Below are 22,284 nucleotides of genomic sequence, written 5' to 3' on the forward strand. Positions count from 1 at the left end.
ATCGGACCGGGTTTTATAGTCGTTAAGACTATTAACGGGAGGGGGTGAAGAGACCGTGCAGGGTTACGACAAGTACGCCTACGAACCCTTCGCCGTCACCGTGGACCTCGCCGTCCTCACCCTGCGCGCGGGCGCCCTGCACGTGCTGCTCGTCGAGCGCGGACTGGAGCCGTACGCCGGCCGGTGGGCGCTGCCCGGCGGCTTCGTGATGCCCCGGGAGTCGGCCGAGACGGCGGCCCGGCGGGAACTCGCCGAGGAGACCGGCCTGGCCGACGTGTCGGGGCTGCGCCTGGAGCAGCTGCGCACCTACAGCGACCCGGACCGCGACCCGAGGATGCGGGTCGTCTCCGTCGCCTTCACCGCGCTGCTGCCCCATCCGCCCGAGCCGCACGGCGGCGGCGACGCGGCCCAGGCGCGCTGGCTGCCGTACGACCCCGCCCGGCCGCTCGCCTTCGACCACGACCGGATCCTCGCCGACGCCCACGACCGCGTCGGCGCGCAACTGGAGCACAGCTGCGTCGCCACCGCCTTCTGCCCGCCCGAGTTCACGCTCGGCGAGCTGCAGAACGTCTACGAGACCGTGTGGGGCGTCACGCTGGACCGCCCCAACTTCCGCCGCAAGGTCCTCACCACGCCCGGCTTCGTCGAACCGGTACCCGGAGCCGCCCGGCTGACCGGCGGGCGCGGCAAACCGGCCGCGCTCTACCGCGCGGGCCCCGCCACGACACTCCGCCCGCCCCTGCTCCGCCCGTCCCGGGAAGGACGCCCCGCATGACCTTCACCGCCCACAAACGCGCCGCCACCGGCTCCCTCATAGGTCTCGCCCTCGGGGACGCACTGGGCTTCCCGACCGAGTTCGACGACGTACCCGCCATCCTCGCCAAGTGCGGGCCCTGGCGGCGGATGGAGCTGCCGAAGCGCGCCTTCGTCTCCGACGACACCCAGATGACCCTGGCCGTCGGGCACGCGCTGCGCACCGCCATGGACCGCGGGGTGCTCGGGCCGAAGCGGCTGGAGCGGCCGCTGCGCGAGGAGTTCGTGAACTGGTACCAGTCGCCGGAGAACAACCGCGCGCCCGGCCGCACCTGCCTGCGGGCCTGCGCCCTCCTGAAGGAGGAGGGCCGGATCTGGCAGGACGCCAGCCAGATCGACTCCAAGGGGTGCGGCGCCAACATGCGGGTCGCGCCCATCGGCCTCGCACCCGGACTGAGCGACGAACAGCGGGCCGGTGCCGCGCAGTTGCAGTCCGCCCTCACCCACGGCCACCCCACCGCCCTGGCCGCCTCGGACCTCACCGCGCGCGCCGTGCTGCTGCTCGCACAGGGGACCGACCCGGTGGACCTCGTCGGACGGCTGCGGTCGTACGCCGTGGACAACCGCGCCCGCTACCACCACACCTGGCTTGGCGACCTGTGGACACGCGGCCACGACGCGAGCCCCGAGGCGTTCATCGCGCGCGGCTGGGACGAGTGCCTGGAGATCCTCGACCGCCTCCGGGACGCCGTCGCCGCCGTCTCCCCGGAGGACGACCCCTGTCAGGCCACCGGCGCCGGCTGGGTCGCCGAGGAGGCCCTGGCCACCGGGCTGCTGTGCTTCCTGCTCTTCCCCGAGGAGCCGTTGGCCGCCCTGCGCCGGGCCGCCTGCTCCTCCGGCGACTCGGACTCGATCGCCTGCCTCACCGGGGCGTTCGCCGGGGCCTGGCTGGGCGAGGACGCCTGGCCGACGGAGTGGGCCGACCGCGTCGAGTACCGGGGCGACCTGATGACCCTGGGCGCCCTCTGGGACGCCTGAACCGGGCCCGGTCACGCGGCCGAGGCGCGCCGGGTCCGGAACAGGAAGTCGGCCACGCGCGCGTGGTCGGGCTCCGCCGGGAGCGGGATGTGCCGCAGGGCCTCGTCGGTCTCCTCGGCCAGCCGGGCGAACCGGGACTCCACGACCGGCCAGGGCACCTCGCCCCGCTTCACCGCGAGCAGCGCCTCCCGGCCGTCGCCGACCTCGACCGTCAGCTCGCCGGTGCGCAGCAGGTCACGGGCGCTGGTCAGCAGCCGCAGCAGGTGCATGGCGTGCTTCCAGCGCGGCGCGCCGCGGGTGCGGACGTCCTCGTGGAGCTTGCGGCGCTGGGCGAGGGCATAGCCGGTGAAGGTGCCGTGGGCGCGGCGGGACAGAAAGGCGCCGCGCAGCGCGAGCAGTTCGCGGCCGGTGTCGTCGACGTGCTCCACCAGGGGCGAGTGCAGGCACTCCAGGATGTTCGGATTGGCCCGCAGCGCCAGTTCGCAGAACCGCTCCAGCTCCCAGGAGAACCGCTCCTCGTCCGGCCCCTCCACATGCGGCGGCGGCTTCTCGAAGCGCCAGAACAGGGGAGTGGGGGCGAGGAACACGCCCCGCCGGTCGGTGTCGCTGTCGCCGGTGGCCAGCCCGAAGGCGCGCGAGCCCATGACACAGGCGTAGATCGTGTGGTGGCGTACCAGGTCCTCGGGCTGCATGCCCAGGGAGCGTACGCGGCGGTTCAGGCTCGCATGATCGAATTTCCGCTCACGGTGATGGACTCGGCGGGCAGTGGCCGGGTGGCCGGGCCGTGCGCGACCGAGCCGTCGGCGATGTGGAACTTGCTGCCGTGACACGGGCAGTCGATGGTGCCGTTCACCACCTGGTTCACCGTGCACCCCTCGTGGGTGCAGATCGCCGAGAAGGCCTTGAACTCGCCCGCCTTCGGCTGGGTCACCACGATCTTCTGTTCCTTGAAGATCGTGCCGCCGCCCTCCGGGATGTCACCCGTGCTCGCCAGCGCCTTCCCGGTACCCGTACCGGCACCCGCGCTCGGGCTCCGACCCGCCGACTCCGAGGCGGACGAACCTGCGGTGGGCGACTGCGAGGAGGCGGAACCGCTGCCGTTGCTGTTGCTGCATCCCGCGCAGCCCACGGCGAGCGCGGCGGCGCCCGTCGCGAGAACCGTGCGTCGAGTGGAGCCGTCGGTCATGTCGTCACCCCGAACGTGCGGAAGAACCAGAAGGCGGAGGCCGGCGTCGCTCCGGGCGGAGCAGCAGCATCTTGACATCCGAAACGCCCAAGAAGAAGCAAGCTGGGGCACAACGTGGCAAAACGGGTGTCGCGTGTCTCAGCGGGCGGGCGCCGCCGACCCGCCGGGCGCGGTCTGACTAGGCTTGGACGAACCAACAGCCGACGTCAGAACAGGAGCGGTGCCGTGGCGGTACGAGCGGTCCGGGGGGCCGTCCAGCTGGAGCGGGACGAGGCCGGTCACATGGCCGAGCAGGTCGGAGCGCTGCTCACCGCCGTCCTGGAGCGCAACGGGCTGAGCACCGACGACCTGATCAGCATCTGGTTCACCGCCACCCCCGACCTGCACAGCGACTTCCCGGCGGCCGCCGCGCGCAAGCTCGGCATCGTCGACGTACCCCTGATCTGCGCCCAGGAGCTGGACATCGCGGGTGCCATGCCCAGGGTCGTGCGGATCCTCGCGCACGTCGAGTCCGAGCGGCCCCGCGCCGAGATCAACCACGTCTACCTCGGGGCCGCGGCCGCCCTGCGCAAGGACATCGCCCAGTGAGAACCGCGCTCGTCATCGGTACCGGCCTGATCGGTACCTCCGCCGCGCTCGCCCTCGTCCAGCGGGGCGTCGTCGTCCACCTCGCCGACCACGACCCCGAGCAGGCCCGCACCGCGGCCGCGCTCGGCGCGGGCACCGACGAGGCGCCCGCCGGCCCCGTCGACCTGGCGATCGTCGCCGCCCCGCCCGCCCATGTGGCGGCCGTCCTCGCGGACACCATGGGCAGGGGCGTGGCCCGCGGCTACATCGACGTGGCCAGCGTCAAGGGCGGCCCGCGCCGCGAGCTGGAGGCACTCGGCCTGGACCTGTCGTCGTACATCGGCACGCACCCCATGTCCGGCCGGGAGAAGTCCGGCCCGCTGGCCGCCACCGCCGACCTCTTCGAGGGCCGCCCCTGGGTGCTCACCCCGACCCGGGACACCGACACCGAGGTGCTGAACCTCGCCCTGGAGCTGGTCTCGCACTGCCGCGCCGTCCCGGTCGTCATGGACGCCGACGCCCACGACCGTGCCGTGGCCCTGGTCTCCCACATGCCCCACCTGGTCTCCAGCATGGTCGCCGCCCGCCTGGAGCACGCCGAGGAAGCGGCCGTACGCCTGTGCGGGCAGGGCATCCGGGACGTGACCCGGATCGCCGCCTCCGATCCCCGGATGTGGATCGACATCCTCTCCGCGAACCCCGGCCCGGTCGCCGACCTGCTCGCCGACGTCGCCGCCGACCTCGACGAGACGGTCCGCGCGCTGCGCGCCCTGCAGTCCTCGGACGAGTCCAAGCGGCGCGAGGGCGGCGCGGGCATCGAGGACGTGCTGCGCCGCGGCAACGCCGGCCAGGTCCGGGTGCCCGGCAAGCACGGCTCGGCACCGCGGGCCTACGAGGTCGTGGCGGTGCTCATCGACGACCAGCCCGGCCAGCTGGCCCGGATCTTCGCGGACGCCGGCGCGGCCGGGGTCAACGTCGAGGACGTGCGGATCGAGCACGCGACCGGTCAGCAGGCCGGTCACGTCCAGCTGTGGGTCGAGCCGAAGGCGGTGCCGGTGCTCACGTCGGCGCTGCGGGACCGCGGCTGGGCGCTGCGGCAGTAGGCCTGAATCCGGCGGTCCCGGGGGCCGGTAACCTTGTGCGGGGCGCACTGGCGCCCCGCACACCACCCACCACCTGCACCCGGAAGGTGTCCCCCCGTGGAAAACGGCGCCGCAAAGCCCGTGATTGTCGCGATCGACGGCCCCTCGGGCACCGGCAAGTCGAGCACGTCCAAGGCCGTGGCCGCGCAGCTGGGCCTCAGCTACCTGGACACCGGCGCCCAGTACCGGGCGATCACCTGGTGGATGGTGAACAACGGCATCGACCTCACCGACCCCACGGCGATCGCCGCGGTGGCCGGCAAGCCGGAGATCGTCTCCGGCACCGACCCGGCCCACCCGACGATCACGGTCGACGGCGTCGACGTCTCCGGCCCGATCCGCACCCAGGACGTCACCTCCAAGGTGAGCGCGGTCAGCGCGGTGCCCGAGGTGCGCACCCGGATCACCGAGCTGCAGCGCTCCCTGGCCTCCTCCGCCGAGGCCGGGATCGTCGTCGAGGGCCGGGACATCGGCACCACCGTGCTGCCCGACGCCGACCTGAAGGTCTTCCTCACCGCCTCCGCGGAGGCGCGTGCCGCCCGCCGCAGCGGCGAGCTGAAGGGCGCCGACGTCAACGCCACCCGTGAGGCGCTGATCCAGCGGGACGCGGCCGACTCGACCCGCAAGACCTCGCCGCTCGCCAAGGCGGGCGACGCGGTCGAGGTGGACACCACCGAGCTGACGCTGGCCCAGGTCATAGAGTGTGTCGTCACCCTCGTCGAGGAGAAGCGGGCCGGGAAGTGAGCCTTCCGTCGCAGCGGGGCGCCGAGACCGGGCGGCGCATCGGCGTCGGCCTCATGTACGGGCTGTGGAAGCCGCGCGTGCTCGGCGCCTGGAAGCTGCCCGCGCAGGGCCCGGCGATCCTCGCCGTGAACCACTCCCACAACATCGACGGGCCGATGGTGATGGGCGTGTCGCCGCGGCCGACGCACTTCCTCATCAAGCAGGAGGCGTTCGTCGGCCCGCTCGACCCGTTCCTGACCCGGATCGGCCAGCTGAAGGTGGACCGCCGGTCCACCGACCGCACGGCGGTCACCCGGGCGCTCGGCGTCCTGGAGGCCGGGGGAGTGCTCGGGATCTTCCCCGAGGGCAGCCGGGGCGACGGCGACTTCGCCGCGCTGCGCGCGGGCCTCGCCTACTTCGCGGTGCGCTCCGGGGCGCCCATCGTGCCGGTGGCCGTCCTGGGAAGTTCCGAGCGGCAGGGACGGTTGATAAAGGGGCTGCCGCCGCTGCGCTCCCGCGTCGACGTCGTCTTCGGCGACCCTTTCGAGGCGGGCGACGGCACCGGCCGCCGCACCCGCAAGGCCCTGGACGAGGCCACCGAGCGCATCCAGAAGCAGCTCACCGGCCACCTGGAAAACGCCAGGCGTCTGACCGGACGCTAGGCGACACTGAGTAGTGGACCGGCCCGGTACACGGCCGTTCCACCGATCACCACGATGAACGACGAGGTACGGACTTCATGAACGACCACAGCCAGCCCGGCGACTCGGCTGCGCACGAGTACGACCACGGGGCGCTCGGCGACGCCGAGTACGCGGAGTTCATGGAGCTCGCCGCCGAAGAGGGCTTCGACATCGAGGACGTCGAGGGCGCCATCGAGGCGGCGGGCCACGGTCCGCTGCCCGTCCTCGCCGTCGTCGGCCGCCCGAACGTCGGCAAGTCGACGCTCGTGAACCGCATCATCGGCCGCCGTGAGGCCGTCGTCGAGGACAAGCCCGGCGTCACCCGCGACCGGGTGACCTACGAGGCCGAGTGGGCGGGCCGCCGCTTCAAGGTCGTCGACACCGGCGGCTGGGAGCAGGACGTCCTCGGCATCGACGCCTCCGTGGCCGCCCAGGCGGAGTACGCGATCGAGGCGGCCGACGCGGTCGTGTTCGTCGTCGACGCCAAGGTCGGCGCCACCGACACCGACGAGGCGGTCGTACGCCTGCTGCGCAAGGCCGGCAAGCCCGTCGTGCTGGCCGCCAACAAGGTCGACGGCCCGAGCGGCGAGGCCGACGCGGCCTACCTCTGGTCCCTGGGCCTCGGCGAACCCCACCCGGTCTCCGCGCTGCACGGCCGTGGCACCGGCGACATGCTGGACGCCGTCCTGGAGGCGCTGCCCGAGGCCCCCGAGCAGACCTTCGGCGGGGCCGGGATCGGCGGCCCCCGCCGGATCGCCCTCATCGGCCGCCCGAACGTCGGCAAGTCCTCCCTCCTCAACAAGGTGGCGGGCGAGGAGCGCGTCGTCGTCAACGAACTCGCCGGCACCACCCGCGACCCCGTCGACGAGCTGATCGAACTCGGCGGTGTCACCTGGAAGTTCGTCGACACCGCCGGTATCCGCAAGCGCGTGCACCTCCAGCAGGGCGCCGACTACTACGCCTCGCTGCGCACCGCGGCGGCGGTGGAGAAGGCCGAGCTCGCGGTCATCCTGATCGACGCCTCCGAGTCCATCTCGGTGCAGGACCAGCGCATCGTCACCATGGCCGTCGAGGCGGGCCGCGCGGTCGTCCTCGCCTTCAACAAGTGGGACACCCTCGACGAGGAGCGCCGCTACTACCTGGAGCGCGAGATCGAGACCGAGCTCGGCCAGGTCGCCTGGGCGCCCCGCGTCAACGTCTCCGCGCGTACCGGTCGCCACATGGAGAAGCTGGTCCCCGCGATCGAGACCGCCCTCGCCGGCTGGGAGACCCGCGTGCCGACCGGCCGCCTCAACGCCTTCCTCGGCGAACTGGTCTCCGCCCACCCGCACCCGGTCCGGGGCGGCAAGCAGCCGCGCATCCTGTTCGGCACCCAGGCCGGCACCAAGCCGCCGCGGTTCGTCCTGTTCGCCTCCGGCTTCATCGAGGCGGGCTACCGCCGCTTCATCGAGCGCAGGCTGCGCGAGGAGTTCGGCTTCGAGGGGACGCCGATCCACATCTCCGTGCGGGTGCGCGAGAAGCGCGGCGCGAAGAAGAAGTAGGGACATGCGTGAGGGGCGGCCACCGGTGACGGTGGCCGCCCCTCACGCATGGGTCACATGCCCCGGCGCGGGCCCGGCGGAAGCGCCGCCGGCACCGGCGTCATCCCGGGGTTCTGGGAGCGGCCGAGCGGCCCGATCCGCTGCCACTGCGGTGGCTGCGGCGGCTGGTCGACGCCGTGCCGGGCGCTGTAGGCACCCGCGCTGTACGCGCCGTACGAGTTCCCGTGGTACAGCCCCGGGGCGTGGGTGCCGGTGCTGAACGGGGCGGTCCCGAAGGCGGTGAACCCCATCGCCTCCTCCCCGCTGCGGTCACCCGGCAGCGTGCGGAAGCTCTTGACCCACTCCGCGTAGAGCGAGTCGTAGATCGGCGTGGCCGAGAGCCCGCGTGAGGCCTCCTGAGCCACCCGGGCGGACGGAACGGTGGCGAAGGACGGCCGGCGAGGCGGAAGGTCGTATGCGTGCACGTATGTCCAAACGACCGGATGAGCGAAGAGATGCGGCTCGTCTTCGCTCCGGGCGGCCCTCAGACCCCCGCGAGCGGCAGCGCGGCCGCCACCAGCTTCCCGTTCGCCGCTGCCTTGTCGATCGCGTCGCGCAGCAGGTCCTCCCGGGGCTGCCGCCCGATCGACCCCACCGGCGCCGCGAACATCAGCACCTGCTGGTGCTTGTTGGCCGCCGCCCGCCACCCGTCCGTCACCTGCAGCGGCTGATGCGCCTGCCACCAGGCCACCGGCTGCCCGCCGTTCGCCCCCGGCTGGAGCACGGCGTGCAGCTGACCCACCGCCAGCAGCACCGACCACCCGTGCAGCACCGGCGGCACCGCGGTGAGCTGCGGCACCGGCATGAAGCCCTGCTCGATGAGCAGCGGCAGGAAGTCGTCGCCCACCCCGTCCGTGCCGGGCCGCACGATCGGCGAGGTCGGCTCGACGACGAGCGCCGGGTGCAGTTCCCCGGCGATCAGCACGAGCCCGCTGGTCACCCCGAGCACCGCCTGCTCGGGCGCCGACCTCTGCTGCCCGCCGGGCGCGCCGTCACCGCTGATGGAGCGGACCGCTCCCTGCAACTGCTCCTCGGTGACCTGGACGACCTGCGAGGGCAGGCAGGTGGCGTGGGCGAAGGCGAGGACGGCGGTCTCGTCCCCGACGAACAGGACGGTGCTGGTGCGCTCCTGTTCGGAGTCGCCCGGGGTGCGGCAGGACGTGCAGTCGTAACTGCCCGGGGCGTTGTCTCCGGCGAGCAGCCGGTCGGCTTCTTCGTCGCCGATCTCGGCGCGTACCTCGTTGCTGACGTCGAGCATGCGCGGCACGGTGGCTCCCTCGGGATGCGGTGCGTGAAGGGCCGGGTGGCTCCCGGTCCGTGAGCCCCTCGGGGTTGCGGGCTCATGAAGAAGACAACGGGCGATCTGTGGTGGGGGTCACGCATCAGGGGGATCGGGATCGAACCAACCACTGCGCACGGTCACCCTTCGTCCGGAATGGCCTACTCAAAGTCAACTCTTCGCAAGCCATAGGGGTTTGGGGCGGTGAACTGAATCACAGATCCGTCGAACCCGTGGTCGACAAATCCCGAAATCAAGGAATGTAGTGGGTGGCCGGAAATCGCCGCTACCTCCGGTAACGCCGAACTGGCCTGGCCCAACGGGGAGTTGGTTGATTTCGGACGTTCCCCGTCTCTAGATTCCTCCGCCGTGTGCAACGAGCACCGCTCGGGTACGTCCGCCGGCCGAACCAGGCAGAGCACCACCGCAGCACCGGCCGCGGCGGACGGGGCGAGTGCGGGAACCGCGTCCATCGCGCGGGGACCGTGCCTCGCCCGGGGGAGCCCGGGTACGTGGAGAGGGAAATACATGTCCGAGTGTGCCGATACCATCCGTGAGACCACCGCGAAGAACGGCTTCCGCAAGGGCCGTACGACCGCCACCCTGGCCGGAGCGGCGCTGCTCGCCCCGCTGGGCCTGCTGGCGGCGACCGGCAACGCCGCGGCGGCGGACAACGGAGTGTGGGACCGCATCGCGCAGTGCGAGAGCGGCGGCAACTGGCACATCAACACCGGCAACGGCTACTACGGCGGACTCCAGTTCTCCGCCTCCACCTGGCGCGCGTACGGCGGCACCGCCTACGCGTCGACGGCCGACCAGGCCTCCAGGGAAGCGCAGATCGCCGTCGCCACCAAGGTCCAGCACGCCCAGGGCTGGGGCGCGTGGCCGGTCTGTTCGGGACGGGCCGGTGCGAGCGGCTCGGCGCCCGAGAACGCCTCGGCGACCACGCGGAGCGGCACGGAGTCGGCGACGAGGTCGACGCCCGCCCACACGTCGAAGCCCGCCTGGAAGCAGGCGCCCGCGGCCAAGGCTCCGCAGCGCTCGACGGGCCACGGCGGCGGCAGCGCGGCCGGGGGCGACTACACCGTCCGCGCGGGCGACACCCTGAGCCGGATCGCCGAGCGGCACGGCACCACCTGGCAGCGCCTCTACGCCGCCAACAAGGCCGTCATCGGCGACGACCCGAACCTCATCGTGCCCGGGCAGCGCCTCGCGCTCTGACGCCCGCCCCGCTTCGCGCGACTCGCCCCGCCCGGTCCGAACCGGGCGGGGCGAGTCGCGTTCCGGAGGCGACATGAGCATGTTCCAAAACGGCCGTCGCCGTAGGGGGGTTCTGTGTCCGAGGAGTGAAACTCTTATGCGGTGTCAGCTGCCCCGGCGGCCCGTGGATTCGCGCGGAATTGGACACCGGGAGACCCCTGATCCTCGGCCCCGATCCTTTCCGGCGGTTTTTCGTAAGACCTCGCGGACGGGAGGGAATTGCGTTCGAATCCGCCAGGAAGAGGTACGGAACCCCTCGTACGGGTGACCCGGTACGGCACAAACGCGTGGCGTGATTCTGTGACAGAAGTGTGACCGGCCCCGGACACGGGATAGCGTGGCCGCATGGCACCGAATCCCGCTCCGAGCGAGGAGCCCCAGGACAGCCCGCAGGAGTACGTAGGCCTCGACGCGGGCGAAGCGGAACAGCGGGCCCGGCGGCGGGGCTGGTCCACGGTGCGCTCGCTCCCGCCCGGCGCGATCATCACCATGGAGTACCGGGCGGGACGGCTCAACTTCGAGGTGCGGGACGGGGTCGTGGCGCGCGCCTGGAAGGGCTGACCGTACGACGGGGGCGGGGCTGTGCGTACCGGGCCCCCGTCGCCGGGTGGTCAGCCGCCCGTCAGCGGGCGGGCCGCCTGGGCCGCGGTGCCGCGCGGCGGACGCTCGGGGTGCTGCGGGCGGCGGCTGCCCACCGGCGTCACCGGAGTGCGCTCCGAGCGGGCCGTGTGCGGGCCCGGCGCCAGGTGGATCGGGCTCCTGGGCGCGCGGGCCGAGGTGACCGGCTCGCGCTCCGGTGCCGCCTGCTCGACGGGCGCCGGACGCGGCTTGAGGACCACGGGGACCGGGGCGGGCGCGGGTGCCGGGACGCCGCGGCGGGAGCGCCAGCGGTCGCGCAGGTCGAGGATCCAGGTCTCCGCGCGGGCGATGAACGGCTCGCACCACGGCAGCGCCAGCAGGATCAGCAGTCCGGCGGCCCAGCCCAGCAACACGTCGCTCAGCCAGTGCGTACCGAGGTAGACGGTGGACATGCCGACGCCGAGGGAGGTCACCGCGGAGGCCGCGGAGAGCCAGCGGCGGGCTCTCGGGGTGGAGGCCAGATACGCCAGGATTCCCCATGTCACCACCGCGTTGGCGGTGTGGCCGCTGGGAAATATATCGCCGCCCAGGCCCATCTCGTTCGAGCCGATGACGGTCGCGTAGTGCGGACCGAGGCGCCCCATGCCGAGCTTGGCGGCGCCCACCGTGATGTTGAGCAGCAGCAGTGAGGCACCGAGTGTCAGCAGCGGGCGGATCGTGTGCTGCCGCCAGGAGCGCCAGCCGAGCCAGGCCGCGACCATCACGGCGGTGGGCCCGCGCTGGCCGAGGACCACGTAGTAGTCGACGAACCAGTGGATGGCCGCCCACTGCTGGTACGGCCGGAAGAACATGACCTGCCAGTCGAGCCGGACCAGCCACGAGGTGATCACGACGGCCCACACGATCGCCAGGTAGAAGGCCAGGGTCGCGGTGAACAACACGACCCGGTGCCGGCTCATCTTCGGCACATCAATGTGGGCCGGCCGTTCCGGCTCACGGTCCAGCCTGGCGAACACCCGGTCCAGACGGGTGAGGTTTCGTTCGGTACGCACCCAATCGACGTTACAGCGAGTGAGCTCTGTTCCCGGTCGAAACAGGGGCTTTGTGATGACGATGTGATGTGGGAAACCTCTCAGGAGGCCTCCGAATTCTAAGGATTCCGTAATCCTCGGCGGGTCCGCCCTTCAATTCCTTTGATCATTCCGGGTCGCCGTTTTATGGCACTTATGAATTCGTTAACCGGAGCATGGGGTGGAATTCTCCGGCTGCTCATCGGGCCCCTGGAAATGATCATGGAGGCCCCGAGCCGTTCAGCCAGAACGCGCCATACACCGCCGTGGCCACCGCGACACCGGCCGTGACCAGGACCGATCTGCCGGTCGGCAGCCGCGCGAGCGACCGGGCGAGCGGCAGCAGCAGCGGGAAGGCCGGCATCAGCAGCCGCGGTTTGGACCCGAAGTAACTCGAGGCGCACAGCGCCAGCGCGAGGACGACACCCGTGTAGACCAGCAGCGCGAGCGGCTGCCGCTGGCGGACGCCGGTCAGGTACAGCCACACCAGCAGGCAGACACCGACGACCAGACCCACGCCCGCCGGAGCGGACGGAATTGACGTGAACTTGTCGGCCACGAAGCGGGCGAACGCGTAGCCGCCGTCGAACCCGTTGCGCCAGCCCGCCTGGACGTCCAGATAGCCGAGCGGACCCTTGCCGGTGCGACGGCCCACCCACAGGACATAGGAGGCGGCGCCGAGGGGAGCGAGAAGCATGCCGAGGGCGCGGCGCCAGAAAGGGGCGCCCGTTGCCGGTGCAACGCGCCGGGCGTGCGCGGCGCCGGGCACCTCGGGGGCGCGTTCCCCCTCCTGCACGCCGTGCCCATCTCCCACGCCCTGGCCCCGCGCGCCCCCGCTCCGATCCCGCACGAACGAGACCACCCCCACCGTCCACACCGCCGCCACCACGGCGAGCCCCACCGGCCGGGTCAGCCCCGCCAGCGCGGCCAGGACGCCCGCGGTCATCCAGCGGCCGGTCAGCACGGCGTACAGCGACCACGCCGCCAGGGCCGTGAACAGCGACTCGCTGTACGCCATCGACTGCACGATCCCGACGGGCAGCACCGCCCACAGCAGTACCGCGCAGACCCCCACCCGGGGTCCGTACACCAGGTCCGTCACCGCGAAGACCCCCCAGGCCGCTGCGACCGAGGCGAGCAGGCTGACCGCGAAGCCCGCGCCCGCGTACGAGAGGGGGGTGAGCGCGTGCAGCGCCCGCTCCAGCCAGGGCAGCAGCGGGAAGAACGCCAGGTTCGAGTGGACGTCGCCGTTCGGCAGCCGCACCTCGTAGCCGTAGCCCCTTTCGGCGACCCGCGTGTACCACAGCGAGTCCCAGCGCGCCGTCAACAACGTGTAGGCGTTCTTGCCGCGCGCCGCGCTCCACACGGCCAGCGTGAGCAGGCCCAGGGCACGCACGGCCGCGTACCCGAGCAGGGCGGGGGCCGCCCGGCGCAGGGCCGGGACGCGCGGTGCCGCCACGGGCCTCTCAAGATCGGTCACGGACTCGATTATCGACGGGGCGGGCCGGCGCGGGGCCCGGCGGGACGTGGTGGGCGGCTGGGCCAGTGGCGTACGCCACATAGTTCGGTGCGGAGTGTGAGAGGTCCGCCACGTGCCCGCAGAACGGACTCGCGTACGCTGACGTGTCACTCGCGTTCGTCCGCGCGGGCCGGAGACCCCGCTCCTCTCCGGCCGTACGACGGGGAGTCCCCGCCCCGCCGATCCGCCGCACGCGAGGGACCATCTGGGAGGTACGTACATGTCCGGGACGACCACGGCTGCCGTACGGCCGCGCCGGCGGGCGCCCGGATCCGCGGCCGGCGCCAACCGGTGGGTCGTCCTCGTCGTCCTGTGCGTCAGCCTGCTGCTCGTCGCGCTCGACGCGACCGTGCTGCACGTCGCGGTACCCGCCGTCACCGAGGACCTCAAGCCCGGTGCGATGCAGCTGCTCTGGATCGTCGACGTCTACCCGCTGGTCTGCGCCTCGCTGCTGATCCTGTTCGGCACGCTCGGCGACCGCGTGGGCCGGCGCCGCGTGCTCCTCCTCGGATACGCCCTGTTCGGCGTCGCCTCCGCGGCGGCGGCCCTGGCGCCGAGCGCCGGGACCTTGATCCTCGCGCGGGCGCTGCTCGGCGCGGGCGGCGCGATGATCATGCCCGCGACGCTGTCGATCCTCCGGCAGGTCTTCCCGGACCGCCGGGAACGGGCCCTGGCCATCGGTGTCTGGAGCGCGGTGGCGGCGGTCGGTGCGGCCGTCGGCCCGCTCCTCGGCGGCTTCCTCCTCGAACACTTCTGGTGGGGCTCCGTCTTCCTGGTCAACATCCCGTTGATGCTGGTCAGCCTTCCGGTGGGACGCATTCTGCTCCCGGAGTCCCGCGGCGACCGCGACGGCCCCTGGGACGTGGTCGGCGCCCTGATGGCGGCGGTCGGCCTGTTCGGCGTGGTGTTCTCGGTCAAGCGCCTGGGCGGCGGCGAACCGGCGGGCAGCGTGCTCACGCTGGCGCCGCTCCTGCTCGGCGCGCTCCTGCTGGCTCTCTTCGTACGACGGCAGCGGCGCCGCGCCTTCCCGCTGGTGGACCTGAGGATGTTCGCGCGGCCCGCGTTCAGTACGGCCGTGTGCTGCATCGTGCTGGCGATGCTCGCGCTGGTGGGCCTTGAGCTCATCGCCGCGCAGTACCTGCAACTGGTCCTCGGCCTGTCCCCGCTGCGGACGGGACTGCGCCTGCTCCCGCTGACGCTCGCCGCGATGGCGGCCGGCCTGGCCGGGGCGCGGATGCTGCGGCGCTTCGGGCCGCGCCGGATGGTGTGCTTCGGGTTCTTCCTGACCGCGGCCGCGGTGTTGACGCTGACGGCGATGGGCGGGGTCGACAACGCCGGCCTGCTGCTGCTCGGCTTCGTGCTCCTCGGCTTCGGCCTGGAGACCACGCTCTTCGGCGCGTACGAGTCGATGCTGAGCGAGGCCCCGGCCGCCCAGGCGGGCGGCGCGGCGGCGATCGGCGAGACGTCGTACCAGCTGGGGGCGGGTATCGGGATCGCGCTCCTCGGCAGCGTGATGAACGCGGCGTACGCGCCCGGCCTCGCCGGGGTGCCGGGCGTACCGGAGTCGGCCTCGGCCGCGGCGGGGCATTCGCTGGGCGAGGCGTACGACGTCGCCGGGCGCCTCGGCGGACCGGCGGGCGCGGCCCTGCGCCGGGCGGCCCGCGACTCCTTCGTGCACGGGCTGCACGTGACGCTCCTGGTCAGCGCGGGTCTGCTGCTCCTGGGCGCGGTGATGGCACTGCGGCTGCCCCGGGTCATGCAGTGCGAGCAGGCTCCGATGGAGGTCCCGGCCCCCAGGGAACCGGCCCGCTCGCGCGTCTCGGCGTAGCGCACCGCCCGCGAGGGCGGCGGCGGGGTAGTCTGTCGCAACTAGCGGTGCTAGTTTTCGGGAGGGTTCTCATGTCCGCGTCCGTGAAGTCGCCTCCGTTCGACGCCGGGGATCCGCTCGGGCTCGACGATCTTCTGGAGCCGGAGGATCTCGCCGTCCGGGAGACGGTGCGCAGGTGGGCGGCGGATCGGGTGCTGCCCTTCGTCGCCGAGTGGTACGAGAGCGGGGAACTGCCCGGGATCAGGGAGCTCGCCAGGGAGCTGGGGTCCATCGGGGCGCTCGGGATGTCGCTCAGCGGGTACGGCTGTGCCGGCGCCTCCGCCGTGCAGTACGGGCTCGCCTGTCTGGAACTGGAGGCCGCCGACTCGGGGATCCGCTCGCTGGTGTCCGTGCAGGGTTCGCTCGCCATGTACGCCGTCCACCGGTTCGGGAGCGAGGCGCAGAAGCAGCGGTGGCTGCCGGCCATGGCGGCGGGCGAGGTCATCGGCTGCTTCGGGCTCACCGAGCCGGATCACGGGTCCGACCCGGCCGCCATGCGGACGTACGCCAAGCGCGACGCCGGCGGCGACTGGGTGCTCAGCGGCCGCAAGATGTGGATCACCAACGGGTCGGTGGCCGGGGTGGCCGTCGTATGGGCGCAGAGCGACCACGGGATCCGGGGGTTCGTCGTGCCCACGGACACGCCCGGGTTCTCGGCGCCCGAGATCAAGCACAAGTGGTCGCTGCGGGCCAGCGTCACCAGTGAGCTGGTCCTCGACGACGTACGGCTGCCGGCGGACGCGGTGCTGCCGGAGGTCACCGGGCTCAAGGGGCCGCTCAGCTGCCTGTCGCACGCCCGGTACGGGATCGTGTGGGGAGCCATGGGTGCGGCGCGCAGCTGCTTCGAGGCCGCCCTCGACTACGCGAGGTCGCGGGAGCAGTTCGGCCGGCCCATCGGCGGCTTCCAGCTCACCCAGGCCAAGCTCGCCGACATGGCGGTCGAACTGCACAAGGGGATCCTGCTCGCCCATCATCTGGGGCGGCGGATGGACGCCGGCCGCCTGCGTCCCGAGCAGGTCAGCTTCGGCAAACTCAACAACGTACGGGAGGCGATCGAGATCTGCCGTACGGCGCGGACGATTCTCGGGGCGAACGGGATCTCGCTGGAGTATCCCGTGATGCGGCACGCGACCAACCTGGAGTCCGTGCTCACCTACGAGGGCACGGTCGAGATGCACCAGCTGGTGCTGGGCAAGGCGCTCACCGGACTCGACGCCTTCCGGTGAACCCTGCGCGGGGGCAGGGCCGGTGAGCGGCCCTGCCTCAGCTCTGGTTGTAGAAGCCGTCCTCGCGGCGCGCGGCCGGCTCGCCGCTGACGATCTCCGTGTGGGCGGGGGTCAGCAGGAAGACCCGGTTGGAGACCCGCTCGATCGAGCCGCGCAGGCCGAAGATCAGGCCGGCCGCGAAGTCGACGACCCGCTTGGCGTCGCCGGACTCCATGGCCGTGAGGTTCACGATGACCGGCACGCCCTCACGGAACAGCTCGCCGATCGCGCGGGCGTCCCGGAAGCTGTCCGGGGTGACCGTGCCGATCCGGCGGCCCTTCTCCTCGGCGGTGTCCGAGGCCACCTTGACCCGGGGGTCGGTGACCCAGGCGTCCCCGGGCTGCTCGGTCCCTTCGGAGTAGTCGTCGTCGTAGTAGCGCTCGTCATCGTTGTCGTCGACGAGGCCAAGCCAGGCACTCGCCTTGCGTACCGATCCCATGGACGCCTCCTCTCACAGCGGTCTTGCTTGCTTCCGCATCCCTATGGTCGTCCATGATGCGGATGGTGCGCCAAGTGGATAGACGCCGCACGGGGGGTTTGTGACGGTACTGGTGCAGAGCCAGTACGTCGAGAGCCCAGGTGCCCCAAGGGCCGTGACTCACACCTCTGCTGACTGAGAGTGAAATATGATTGTTCCCGGCGTACGGGTGATGAACAGTGCGTCAGGGTGAAGGGGTACGGGGGGAATTCGCGCATGTTCGGGATGGTCAGACCATGTGGTCATCGACTCGGGGACAGGTTCCGTGCGCAGTGGCTGGCGCACCTGTGCGGGCTGTGTCTCGCGCTCCGCGGCGACCACGGACAGCTCGCACGCGTCGTCACGAACTACGACGGGCTGCTGATATCCGTTCTGACGGAGGCTCAGGCCGAACGGCCCGCCGACGGCCGGCGCACGGCGGGACCGTGCCCGCTGCGTGGGATGCGGACCGCCTCGGTGGCGCGCGGCGAGGGCGCGCGGCTCGCCGCCGCGGTCTCCCTGGTGCTCGCCTCGGCCAAGGTGCGCGACCATGTCGCCGACCGGGACGGGCTGCTGGCCCGCCGGCCGGTCGCGGCGGTCGCCCGCCGGGTCGCCGCCGACTGGGGACGGGCCGGGGCCCGGAGCGGCGCGGCCGTCGGGTTCGACACCGGGATCCTGGTCGACGCCGTCGACCGGCAACTCGCCGTCGAGGCGCTCGCAGGGCCGGGCACGCCGCTGCTGACGGTCACCGAACCGACCGAGACCGCCACCGCAGCGGCCTTCGCGCACACCGCCGTCCTGGCCGGCCGGCCGGGCAACGCCGCACCGCTCGCCGAGGCCGGCCGGCTCTTCGGCCGGCTCGCGCATCTGCTGGACGCCGTCGAGGACCGGGCCGCCGACGCCGCCACGGGCGCCTGGAACCCGCTCGCCGCGACCGGCACCTCCCTGTCCGAGGCGCGACGGCTCGCCGACGACGCGCTGCACGGGATCCGGCTGACGCTGCGGGACGCGGAGTTCGCGGACGGCGGGCTGGCCCATCTGCTGCTCGTGCACGAACTGGCGCGGTCGGTGGACCGGGCGTTCGGGACCGTACCGGCCTGCTCGGCCCACGGGCCGGAGCCGAAGGCCCCGCCGGAGAAACGGGACCTCCTCGCGGGCTGCGGGATGTTCGCGCTGCTGTGCTGCACCTGCCAGATGTGCTGCGCGGAGGAGTACGAGGGGCCCTGGTCGCGCAAGAAGCGCGAGGGCTGCTGCCGGGACTGCGACTGCCCGTGCGACGGCTGCGACGGCTGTGACGGGTGCGACGGTTGTGACGGCTGCGACTGCTGCTGTCCTTGCGACGGTTGCTGAGCAGCGGCGGTCTCCCTGGGTCGGCAGGGCGGGGAACGCGAGGGGAGGGGTGCGCGTGTGAAGGCGAAGGGCGGTGCGCGAGAGAGAACGCGGGAGATCCCCGCCGACGGCGGGGCGCGCAGTGGGTCAGCTCAACAGGAACAGGACCACACGCGACCGAAGTCGATGTGGGAGCGGGTGACCAGCCACTGCTGCGGATGCATGGGCCAAGTGGAACAGGTATCCGGTTTTCCGTCAACTGACCTGAGACGCGCCGCCCACAGTCCGGACAGCCTTGACAGCGAGGGGAAACACCGCCGTAGAGTCGACGGACGGCCCTGCTGAGGGGCTCGGCCGTAGGGCACCGCACAGCGGTGTTCCCGTGTGTGAAGGCAATCACCGTGTTCTCGCTGTCCGTCACGGAGCCTTCCCATGCCATACGACTCTCTGCCGCACGCCCCGGCCGGCGGCCCGATCAGACCCCAGCTCGTGATCGTGGGGGCCGGGCCGCGGGGGACCGGTCTCCTGGAGCGCATCGCCGCCAACGCCCCGGAGCTGTACGCCGGTTCGGGCCTCGACATCCATCTGGTCGACCCGCACCCGCCGGGCGCGGGCCGCATCTGGCGGGCCGCCCAGTCGCCGCTGCTGTGGATGAACTCGCACGCCGAGGACGTCACCATGTTCACCGACGAGACGGTGCGGATGGCCGGCCCGGTGAAGGAGGGGCCCACCCTGCACGAGTGGGCGGGCCTGGACGGCCGTACCTTCGCCGACCGGCAGATCCAGGGCCGCTACCTGCGCCACGTCCACGACCAAGCCGTCGCCGGCCTGCCCGACGGCGTCACCGTCCACCACCACCGCCACCGGGCCCTGCGGGTGAGCGGGCCGCGCGAGGGCCGCCAGCAGGTATGGCTGGAAGGCCGCCCGCGCCCCCTCCCCGCCGACCTCGTCGTCCTCGCCCTCGGCCACCTCGACGCGGAACTGGACGAGGAACAGGCGGAGTTGGCCGCGTACGCCGACGCCCACCACCTGGTCCACCTGCCGCCCGACTTCACCGCCGACAGCGAGCTGTCCGCACTGCGGCCCGGCGAGCCGGTGCTGGTGCGCGGGTTCGGGCTCGCCTTCGTCGACCTCATGGTGCTGCTCACCGAGGGACGGGGCGGCCGCTACGACGGGGACACCTACCTGCCCTCCGGGCAGGAGCCGGTCCTCTACGTGGGATCGCGGCGCGGAGTGCCGTACCACTCGAAGATCGGGTACGACTGGACCGGCGAACGCCCGCCGCTGCCGCGCTTCCTCGGGCCCGCCGAGATCGACGAACTGCTCGCCCGGCCGGCCGGCTTCGACTTCCGGCGGGACGTGTGGCCGCTGGTGGCGAAGGAGCTGGGGTTCGCGCACTACCACCGTCTCTTCACCGTCCACCCCGAGCGGACGGCCGTCGCCTGGCCGGACTTCGACGAGAAGTACGCCGCCGCCGACGGGGACGCCGAGATATGGGCGCTGGTCGCCGCCGCCGTACCGGACCCCGCCGACCGGCTCGACCTGACGGCGCTCGACCACCCGCTGGACGGGGTGCGCCACGGCTCGCACGAGGAGTTCCAGGACGGACTGCGCGGATACATCGAGGCGGACCTGGAGCGCCGGCACGACCCGGCGTACAGCCCCGACCTCGCCGTGTTCCTCGGGCTTCTCTCCGTCTACGGCCAGTTGACGCAGCTCGGGAACATCGGCTCCTGGTGGCACGGGTTCTTCAGCTACCTCGCCTCCGGGCCGCCCGGACCCCGGCTGCGGCAGATGCTCGCGCTGTCCCGGGCGGGTGTGCTGCGGTTCGTAGGCGCCGGGATGACGGTGACCGCGGCGGACGGGGTGTTCCGGGCCGCCTCCGACACCGTGCCGGGTTTCACCGTCGAGGCACGGGCGCTCGTCGAGGCACGGCTGCCCGAACCCACCCTCGGCCGCGCCCGGGACCCGCTGCTGCGCACCCTGCACGCCGACGGCGCCGTGGAGACGCCCGGCGGACTGCTCGCGGTCGACCCCGCCGACGGGCGGATCCTCGACGGGAACGGGCGACCGCATCCCCGGCGGTTCGCGCTCGGCCCCTTCACCGACAGCCGCACCCCCGGCGCCTTCACCCGGCCCCGCACCGGAGGACCCGCGTTCCGGCAGAACGACGCCACGGCCCGCGCGGCCCTGGCCTTCCTGCGCGGCCTGTCCGAACAGGCCGCCGCGTAACGCCCGTTGCGAAGTCCCGCCGTCCGGCGAGAAGGAGGAGTTTCGTGGTTCTCGGAGAGGCTGGTGTCCTGTGACCGGCTCGTACGGGCGGGGGCTGCTGCATCTGGCCGCCGCCGTGGACCAGGTCGGCGTGTTCGACGCCGAGCGCTACGCCGAGCTGGTGCGGCTGGCCGAGAGCGGCGGGCTGGACTTCGTGACGCTCGACGGCCGGTTCGGGTGGGCGGAGAGCGACCCGGTCACCGTGCTGTCGTGGGTGGCCCCGGTCACCCGGCGGATCGGGCTGGTGCCCCTGGTGACCGCCCCGCCGGGGGCCGCTGCCCACCTCGACCGGGTCAGCGGGGGCCGGGCCGGCTGGTGGAGCGAGCAGCCGGAGCCGGGACCCGCCGGGACGTTCCCGGTGCGGGTGGCCGACGCCACCGAGGAGGCCGCCCGGCGTCCGGTCGCCCGGTACGCCGATGTGGCCCTGGTGCGGGCCGCGAGCTCCGCGCAGGCCGCCCTCGTACGGGACGAACTGCGCTCCCGGGCGCAGGAGTCCGGGCGGGACCCGGAAGCGCTGCGGGTGCTGGTGAGTCTCCTGGTGGACCTGGGGGGCGGGGAGCGGGCGGCCGAGCCGGGGCACGGCGGCGGCGGGCCCCGGGGGACCGTGCAGGGTCCGCTGTACCGGGGCGGTCCGGTGGACCTGGCGGAGCTGATCGCGAGCTGGCACGGCGAGGGCGCCACCGACGGCTTCCACCTCGTCCCCGCCGAACCCCGCCGGGACCTGGAGCGGCTGGTCAACGGGACCGTGGCCCTCCTCCAGCACCGCGGTCTGTTCCGCACCTTCTACCCGGGCAGCACCCTGCGCGAGCACCTGGGCCTCGCCCGGAGCATGGCCAACGAAGCGAAAGGGCTCTTCATATGACGAATGTGACGGATAGGGCGGATGTGATCACCGGCGACGCGTCCGGCGACTGGAAGCGCTGGCAGGAGCAGCGCGTGGAGCAGGTGTCGGCGCCCTACGGGCCGCTCGCCCTCGTCGGCACGCACTGGATCGAGGACCATCCGGGCGGCCGCCTTCCGAACGTTCCCGGGATCTGGAGGGCCGACGGTGACGAAGTGGTCCTCACCGCCGCCGAGGACGACGGCCTGGCCCTGGACGGCGAGCCCTTCGCCGGGGAGATCAGGCTCGCCGCCGACCGCGAACCGGCGGCCCGGGTCACGCTCGGCGAGCGCCACCTGGTCGTGCTGGTCCGCGAAGACGTCTGGGGGATCCGGGACTACGACCCGTCCGCCGCGGCGCGCCGTGCGTTCCGGGGCATCGACGCCACCCCCTACGACCCGCGCTGGTCGGTCCCCGGCCGCTTCACGCCGTACGGCGACCGGCGCTCCGTCCGGGTCGGCAACGCGGACGGGCGGGAGCGCGCACTGGTGCTCGCCGGTGAACTCGCCTTCACCCTGGCGGGTGAGGAACGGGCGCTCCAGGTCGCCGAACAGGCTGACGGGCGGCTGTGGGCGGTGTTCGCCGACCGCACCAGCGGCCACAGCAGTTTCCGGTTCAGGTTCCTCTATTCGGCCGCCCCGGGCGCCGACGGCTCCACCACCGTCGACCTCAACCGGGCCCAACTGCCGCCGTGCGCCTTCGCGGACCACTTCATCTGCCCCTTCCCGCCCCCGGGGAACACCCTGGGCGTCGCCGTCGAGGCGGGGGAGCGACGGCTGGGCTGAGGGAGACGGCGGGGGGCCGACCGGGGCGAGATCGCACAAACGCACCACAGT

At 72.6% G+C, this 22,284-nt stretch carries 22 protein-coding genes; 15 read left to right on the forward strand and 7 right to left on the reverse strand.

The annotated features are described in order from the left end of the window. Positions 1-55 precede the first annotated feature (55 nt). Complete coding sequence (locus AB0G52_RS00130) at positions 56-775, forward strand: NUDIX domain-containing protein (protein WP_361332374.1); 720 nt, start codon at positions 56-58, stop codon at positions 773-775. Beyond that, positions 772-1,791 (forward strand): ADP-ribosylglycohydrolase family protein, encoded by a 1,020-nt coding sequence (locus tag AB0G52_RS00135; protein ID WP_361332377.1) that lies wholly within the window; start codon positions 772-774, stop codon positions 1,789-1,791. The genes AB0G52_RS00130 and AB0G52_RS00135 overlap by 4 nt, the downstream gene beginning before the upstream one ends. Before the next feature lie 11 nt (positions 1,792-1,802). On the opposite strand, the gene AB0G52_RS00140 is transcribed toward AB0G52_RS00135, so the two are convergent. Both AB0G52_RS00140 and AB0G52_RS00145 read right to left on the reverse strand, forming a co-directional pair. Continuing rightward, positions 1,803-2,483, reverse strand: a complete 681-nt coding sequence (locus AB0G52_RS00140) for a nucleotidyltransferase domain-containing protein (protein ID WP_361332380.1) — start codon at positions 2,481-2,483, stop codon at positions 1,803-1,805. Positions 2,484-2,506: 23 nt separating this feature from the next. Then, positions 2,507-2,977 (reverse strand): Rieske (2Fe-2S) protein, encoded by a 471-nt coding sequence (locus AB0G52_RS00145; protein ID WP_132889023.1) that lies wholly within the window; start codon positions 2,975-2,977, stop codon positions 2,507-2,509. Between the two features lie 225 nt (positions 2,978-3,202). Between AB0G52_RS00145 and aroH the strand changes: the two genes are divergently transcribed. The 5 genes from aroH to der all read left to right on the forward strand — a co-directional run bounded on the left by aroH (position 3,203) and on the right by der (position 7,633). Beyond that, entirely contained in the window at positions 3,203-3,565 is a 363-nt protein-coding gene (aroH, locus tag AB0G52_RS00150) for a chorismate mutase (RefSeq protein ID WP_132889024.1), read from the forward strand. Beyond that, entirely contained in the window at positions 3,562-4,647 is a 1,086-nt protein-coding gene (locus AB0G52_RS00155; RefSeq protein ID WP_361332384.1) for a prephenate dehydrogenase, read from the forward strand. The genes aroH and AB0G52_RS00155 overlap by 4 nt, the downstream gene beginning before the upstream one ends. Positions 4,648-4,743: 96 nt before the next feature. Then, the gene (gene cmk, locus AB0G52_RS00160; RefSeq protein WP_132889026.1) at positions 4,744-5,430 is read left to right on the forward strand and encodes a (d)CMP kinase; all 687 of its coding nucleotides are present in this window, start codon (positions 4,744-4,746) and stop codon (positions 5,428-5,430) included. Between the two features lie 53 nt (positions 5,431-5,483). Further along, entirely contained in the window at positions 5,484-6,071 is a 588-nt protein-coding gene (locus tag AB0G52_RS00165; protein WP_132889297.1) for a lysophospholipid acyltransferase family protein, read from the forward strand. Between the two features lie 77 nt (positions 6,072-6,148). Next, positions 6,149-7,633, forward strand: a complete 1,485-nt coding sequence (gene der, locus AB0G52_RS00170; RefSeq protein WP_132889027.1) for a ribosome biogenesis GTPase Der — start codon at positions 6,149-6,151, stop codon at positions 7,631-7,633. A 53-nt stretch (positions 7,634-7,686) separates the two neighbouring features. On the opposite strand, the gene AB0G52_RS00175 is transcribed toward der, so the two are convergent. Both AB0G52_RS00175 and AB0G52_RS00180 read right to left on the reverse strand, forming a co-directional pair. Further along, positions 7,687-8,097 carry a hypothetical protein gene (locus tag AB0G52_RS00175; RefSeq protein ID WP_132889028.1) on the reverse strand — a complete coding sequence of 137 codons (411 nt, stop codon included), beginning with the start codon at positions 8,095-8,097 and terminating at the stop codon, positions 7,687-7,689. Between the two features lie 59 nt (positions 8,098-8,156). After that, a complete protein-coding gene (locus AB0G52_RS00180; protein ID WP_132889029.1) occupies positions 8,157-8,939 on the reverse strand; it encodes a hypothetical protein in 783 nt (260 codons plus the stop codon). Positions 8,940-9,479: 540 nt separating this feature from the next. Here AB0G52_RS00180 and AB0G52_RS00185 point away from each other — a divergent pair. Beyond that, a complete protein-coding gene (locus AB0G52_RS00185) occupies positions 9,480-10,172 on the forward strand; it encodes a transglycosylase family protein (protein WP_361332390.1) in 693 nt (230 codons plus the stop codon). Positions 10,173-10,556: 384 nt separating this feature from the next. Continuing rightward, the gene (locus AB0G52_RS00190; RefSeq protein WP_132889031.1) at positions 10,557-10,772 is read left to right on the forward strand and encodes an I78 family peptidase inhibitor; all 216 of its coding nucleotides are present in this window, start codon (positions 10,557-10,559) and stop codon (positions 10,770-10,772) included. Positions 10,773-10,822: 50 nt separating this feature from the next. Here AB0G52_RS00190 and AB0G52_RS00195 read toward each other — a convergent pair whose 3' ends face one another. Next, positions 10,823-11,842 (reverse strand): phosphatase PAP2 family protein, encoded by a 1,020-nt coding sequence (locus AB0G52_RS00195; RefSeq protein WP_132889032.1) that lies wholly within the window; start codon positions 11,840-11,842, stop codon positions 10,823-10,825. A 238-nt stretch (positions 11,843-12,080) separates the two neighbouring features. After that, the gene (locus AB0G52_RS00200; RefSeq protein ID WP_361332394.1) at positions 12,081-13,340 is read right to left on the reverse strand and encodes a mannosyltransferase family protein; all 1,260 of its coding nucleotides are present in this window, start codon (positions 13,338-13,340) and stop codon (positions 12,081-12,083) included. Between the two features lie 259 nt (positions 13,341-13,599). Here AB0G52_RS00200 and AB0G52_RS00205 point away from each other — a divergent pair, with 259 nt between their 5' ends. Both AB0G52_RS00205 and AB0G52_RS00210 read left to right on the forward strand, forming a co-directional pair. Beyond that, positions 13,600-15,207, forward strand: a complete 1,608-nt coding sequence (locus tag AB0G52_RS00205; RefSeq protein ID WP_132889034.1) for an MFS transporter — start codon at positions 13,600-13,602, stop codon at positions 15,205-15,207. A 71-nt stretch (positions 15,208-15,278) separates the two neighbouring features. Continuing rightward, entirely contained in the window at positions 15,279-16,472 is a 1,194-nt protein-coding gene (locus AB0G52_RS00210; protein ID WP_132889035.1) for an acyl-CoA dehydrogenase family protein, read from the forward strand. 37 nt (positions 16,473-16,509) lie between these two features. Here AB0G52_RS00210 and AB0G52_RS00215 read toward each other — a convergent pair whose 3' ends face one another. Continuing rightward, the gene (locus tag AB0G52_RS00215) at positions 16,510-16,950 is read right to left on the reverse strand and encodes a cell division protein SepF (RefSeq protein ID WP_046728992.1); all 441 of its coding nucleotides are present in this window, start codon (positions 16,948-16,950) and stop codon (positions 16,510-16,512) included. Positions 16,951-17,205: 255 nt separating this feature from the next. Between AB0G52_RS00215 and AB0G52_RS00220 the strand changes: the two genes are divergently transcribed. The 4 genes from AB0G52_RS00220 to AB0G52_RS00235 all read left to right on the forward strand — a co-directional run bounded on the left by AB0G52_RS00220 (position 17,206) and on the right by AB0G52_RS00235 (position 22,233). Next, the gene (locus AB0G52_RS00220; RefSeq protein WP_361332399.1) at positions 17,206-18,318 is read left to right on the forward strand and encodes a DUF5685 family protein; all 1,113 of its coding nucleotides are present in this window, start codon (positions 17,206-17,208) and stop codon (positions 18,316-18,318) included. A gap of 411 nt (positions 18,319-18,729) precedes the next feature. After that, positions 18,730-20,529 carry an FAD/NAD(P)-binding protein gene (locus AB0G52_RS00225; protein ID WP_361332402.1) on the forward strand — a complete coding sequence of 600 codons (1,800 nt, stop codon included), beginning with the start codon at positions 18,730-18,732 and terminating at the stop codon, positions 20,527-20,529. Positions 20,530-20,599: 70 nt separating this feature from the next. Continuing rightward, entirely contained in the window at positions 20,600-21,430 is an 831-nt protein-coding gene (locus AB0G52_RS00230; RefSeq protein ID WP_207921730.1) for an LLM class flavin-dependent oxidoreductase, read from the forward strand. Continuing rightward, positions 21,427-22,233, forward strand: a complete 807-nt coding sequence (locus AB0G52_RS00235; RefSeq protein ID WP_132889037.1) for a DUF1684 domain-containing protein — start codon at positions 21,427-21,429, stop codon at positions 22,231-22,233. The genes AB0G52_RS00230 and AB0G52_RS00235 overlap by 4 nt, the downstream gene beginning before the upstream one ends. Positions 22,234-22,284 lie beyond the last annotated feature (51 nt).

The sequence above is a fragment of the Streptomyces sp. NPDC021562 genome (genome assembly GCF_040640875.1).
Lineage (GTDB): Bacteria > Actinomycetota > Actinomycetes > Streptomycetales > Streptomycetaceae > Streptomyces.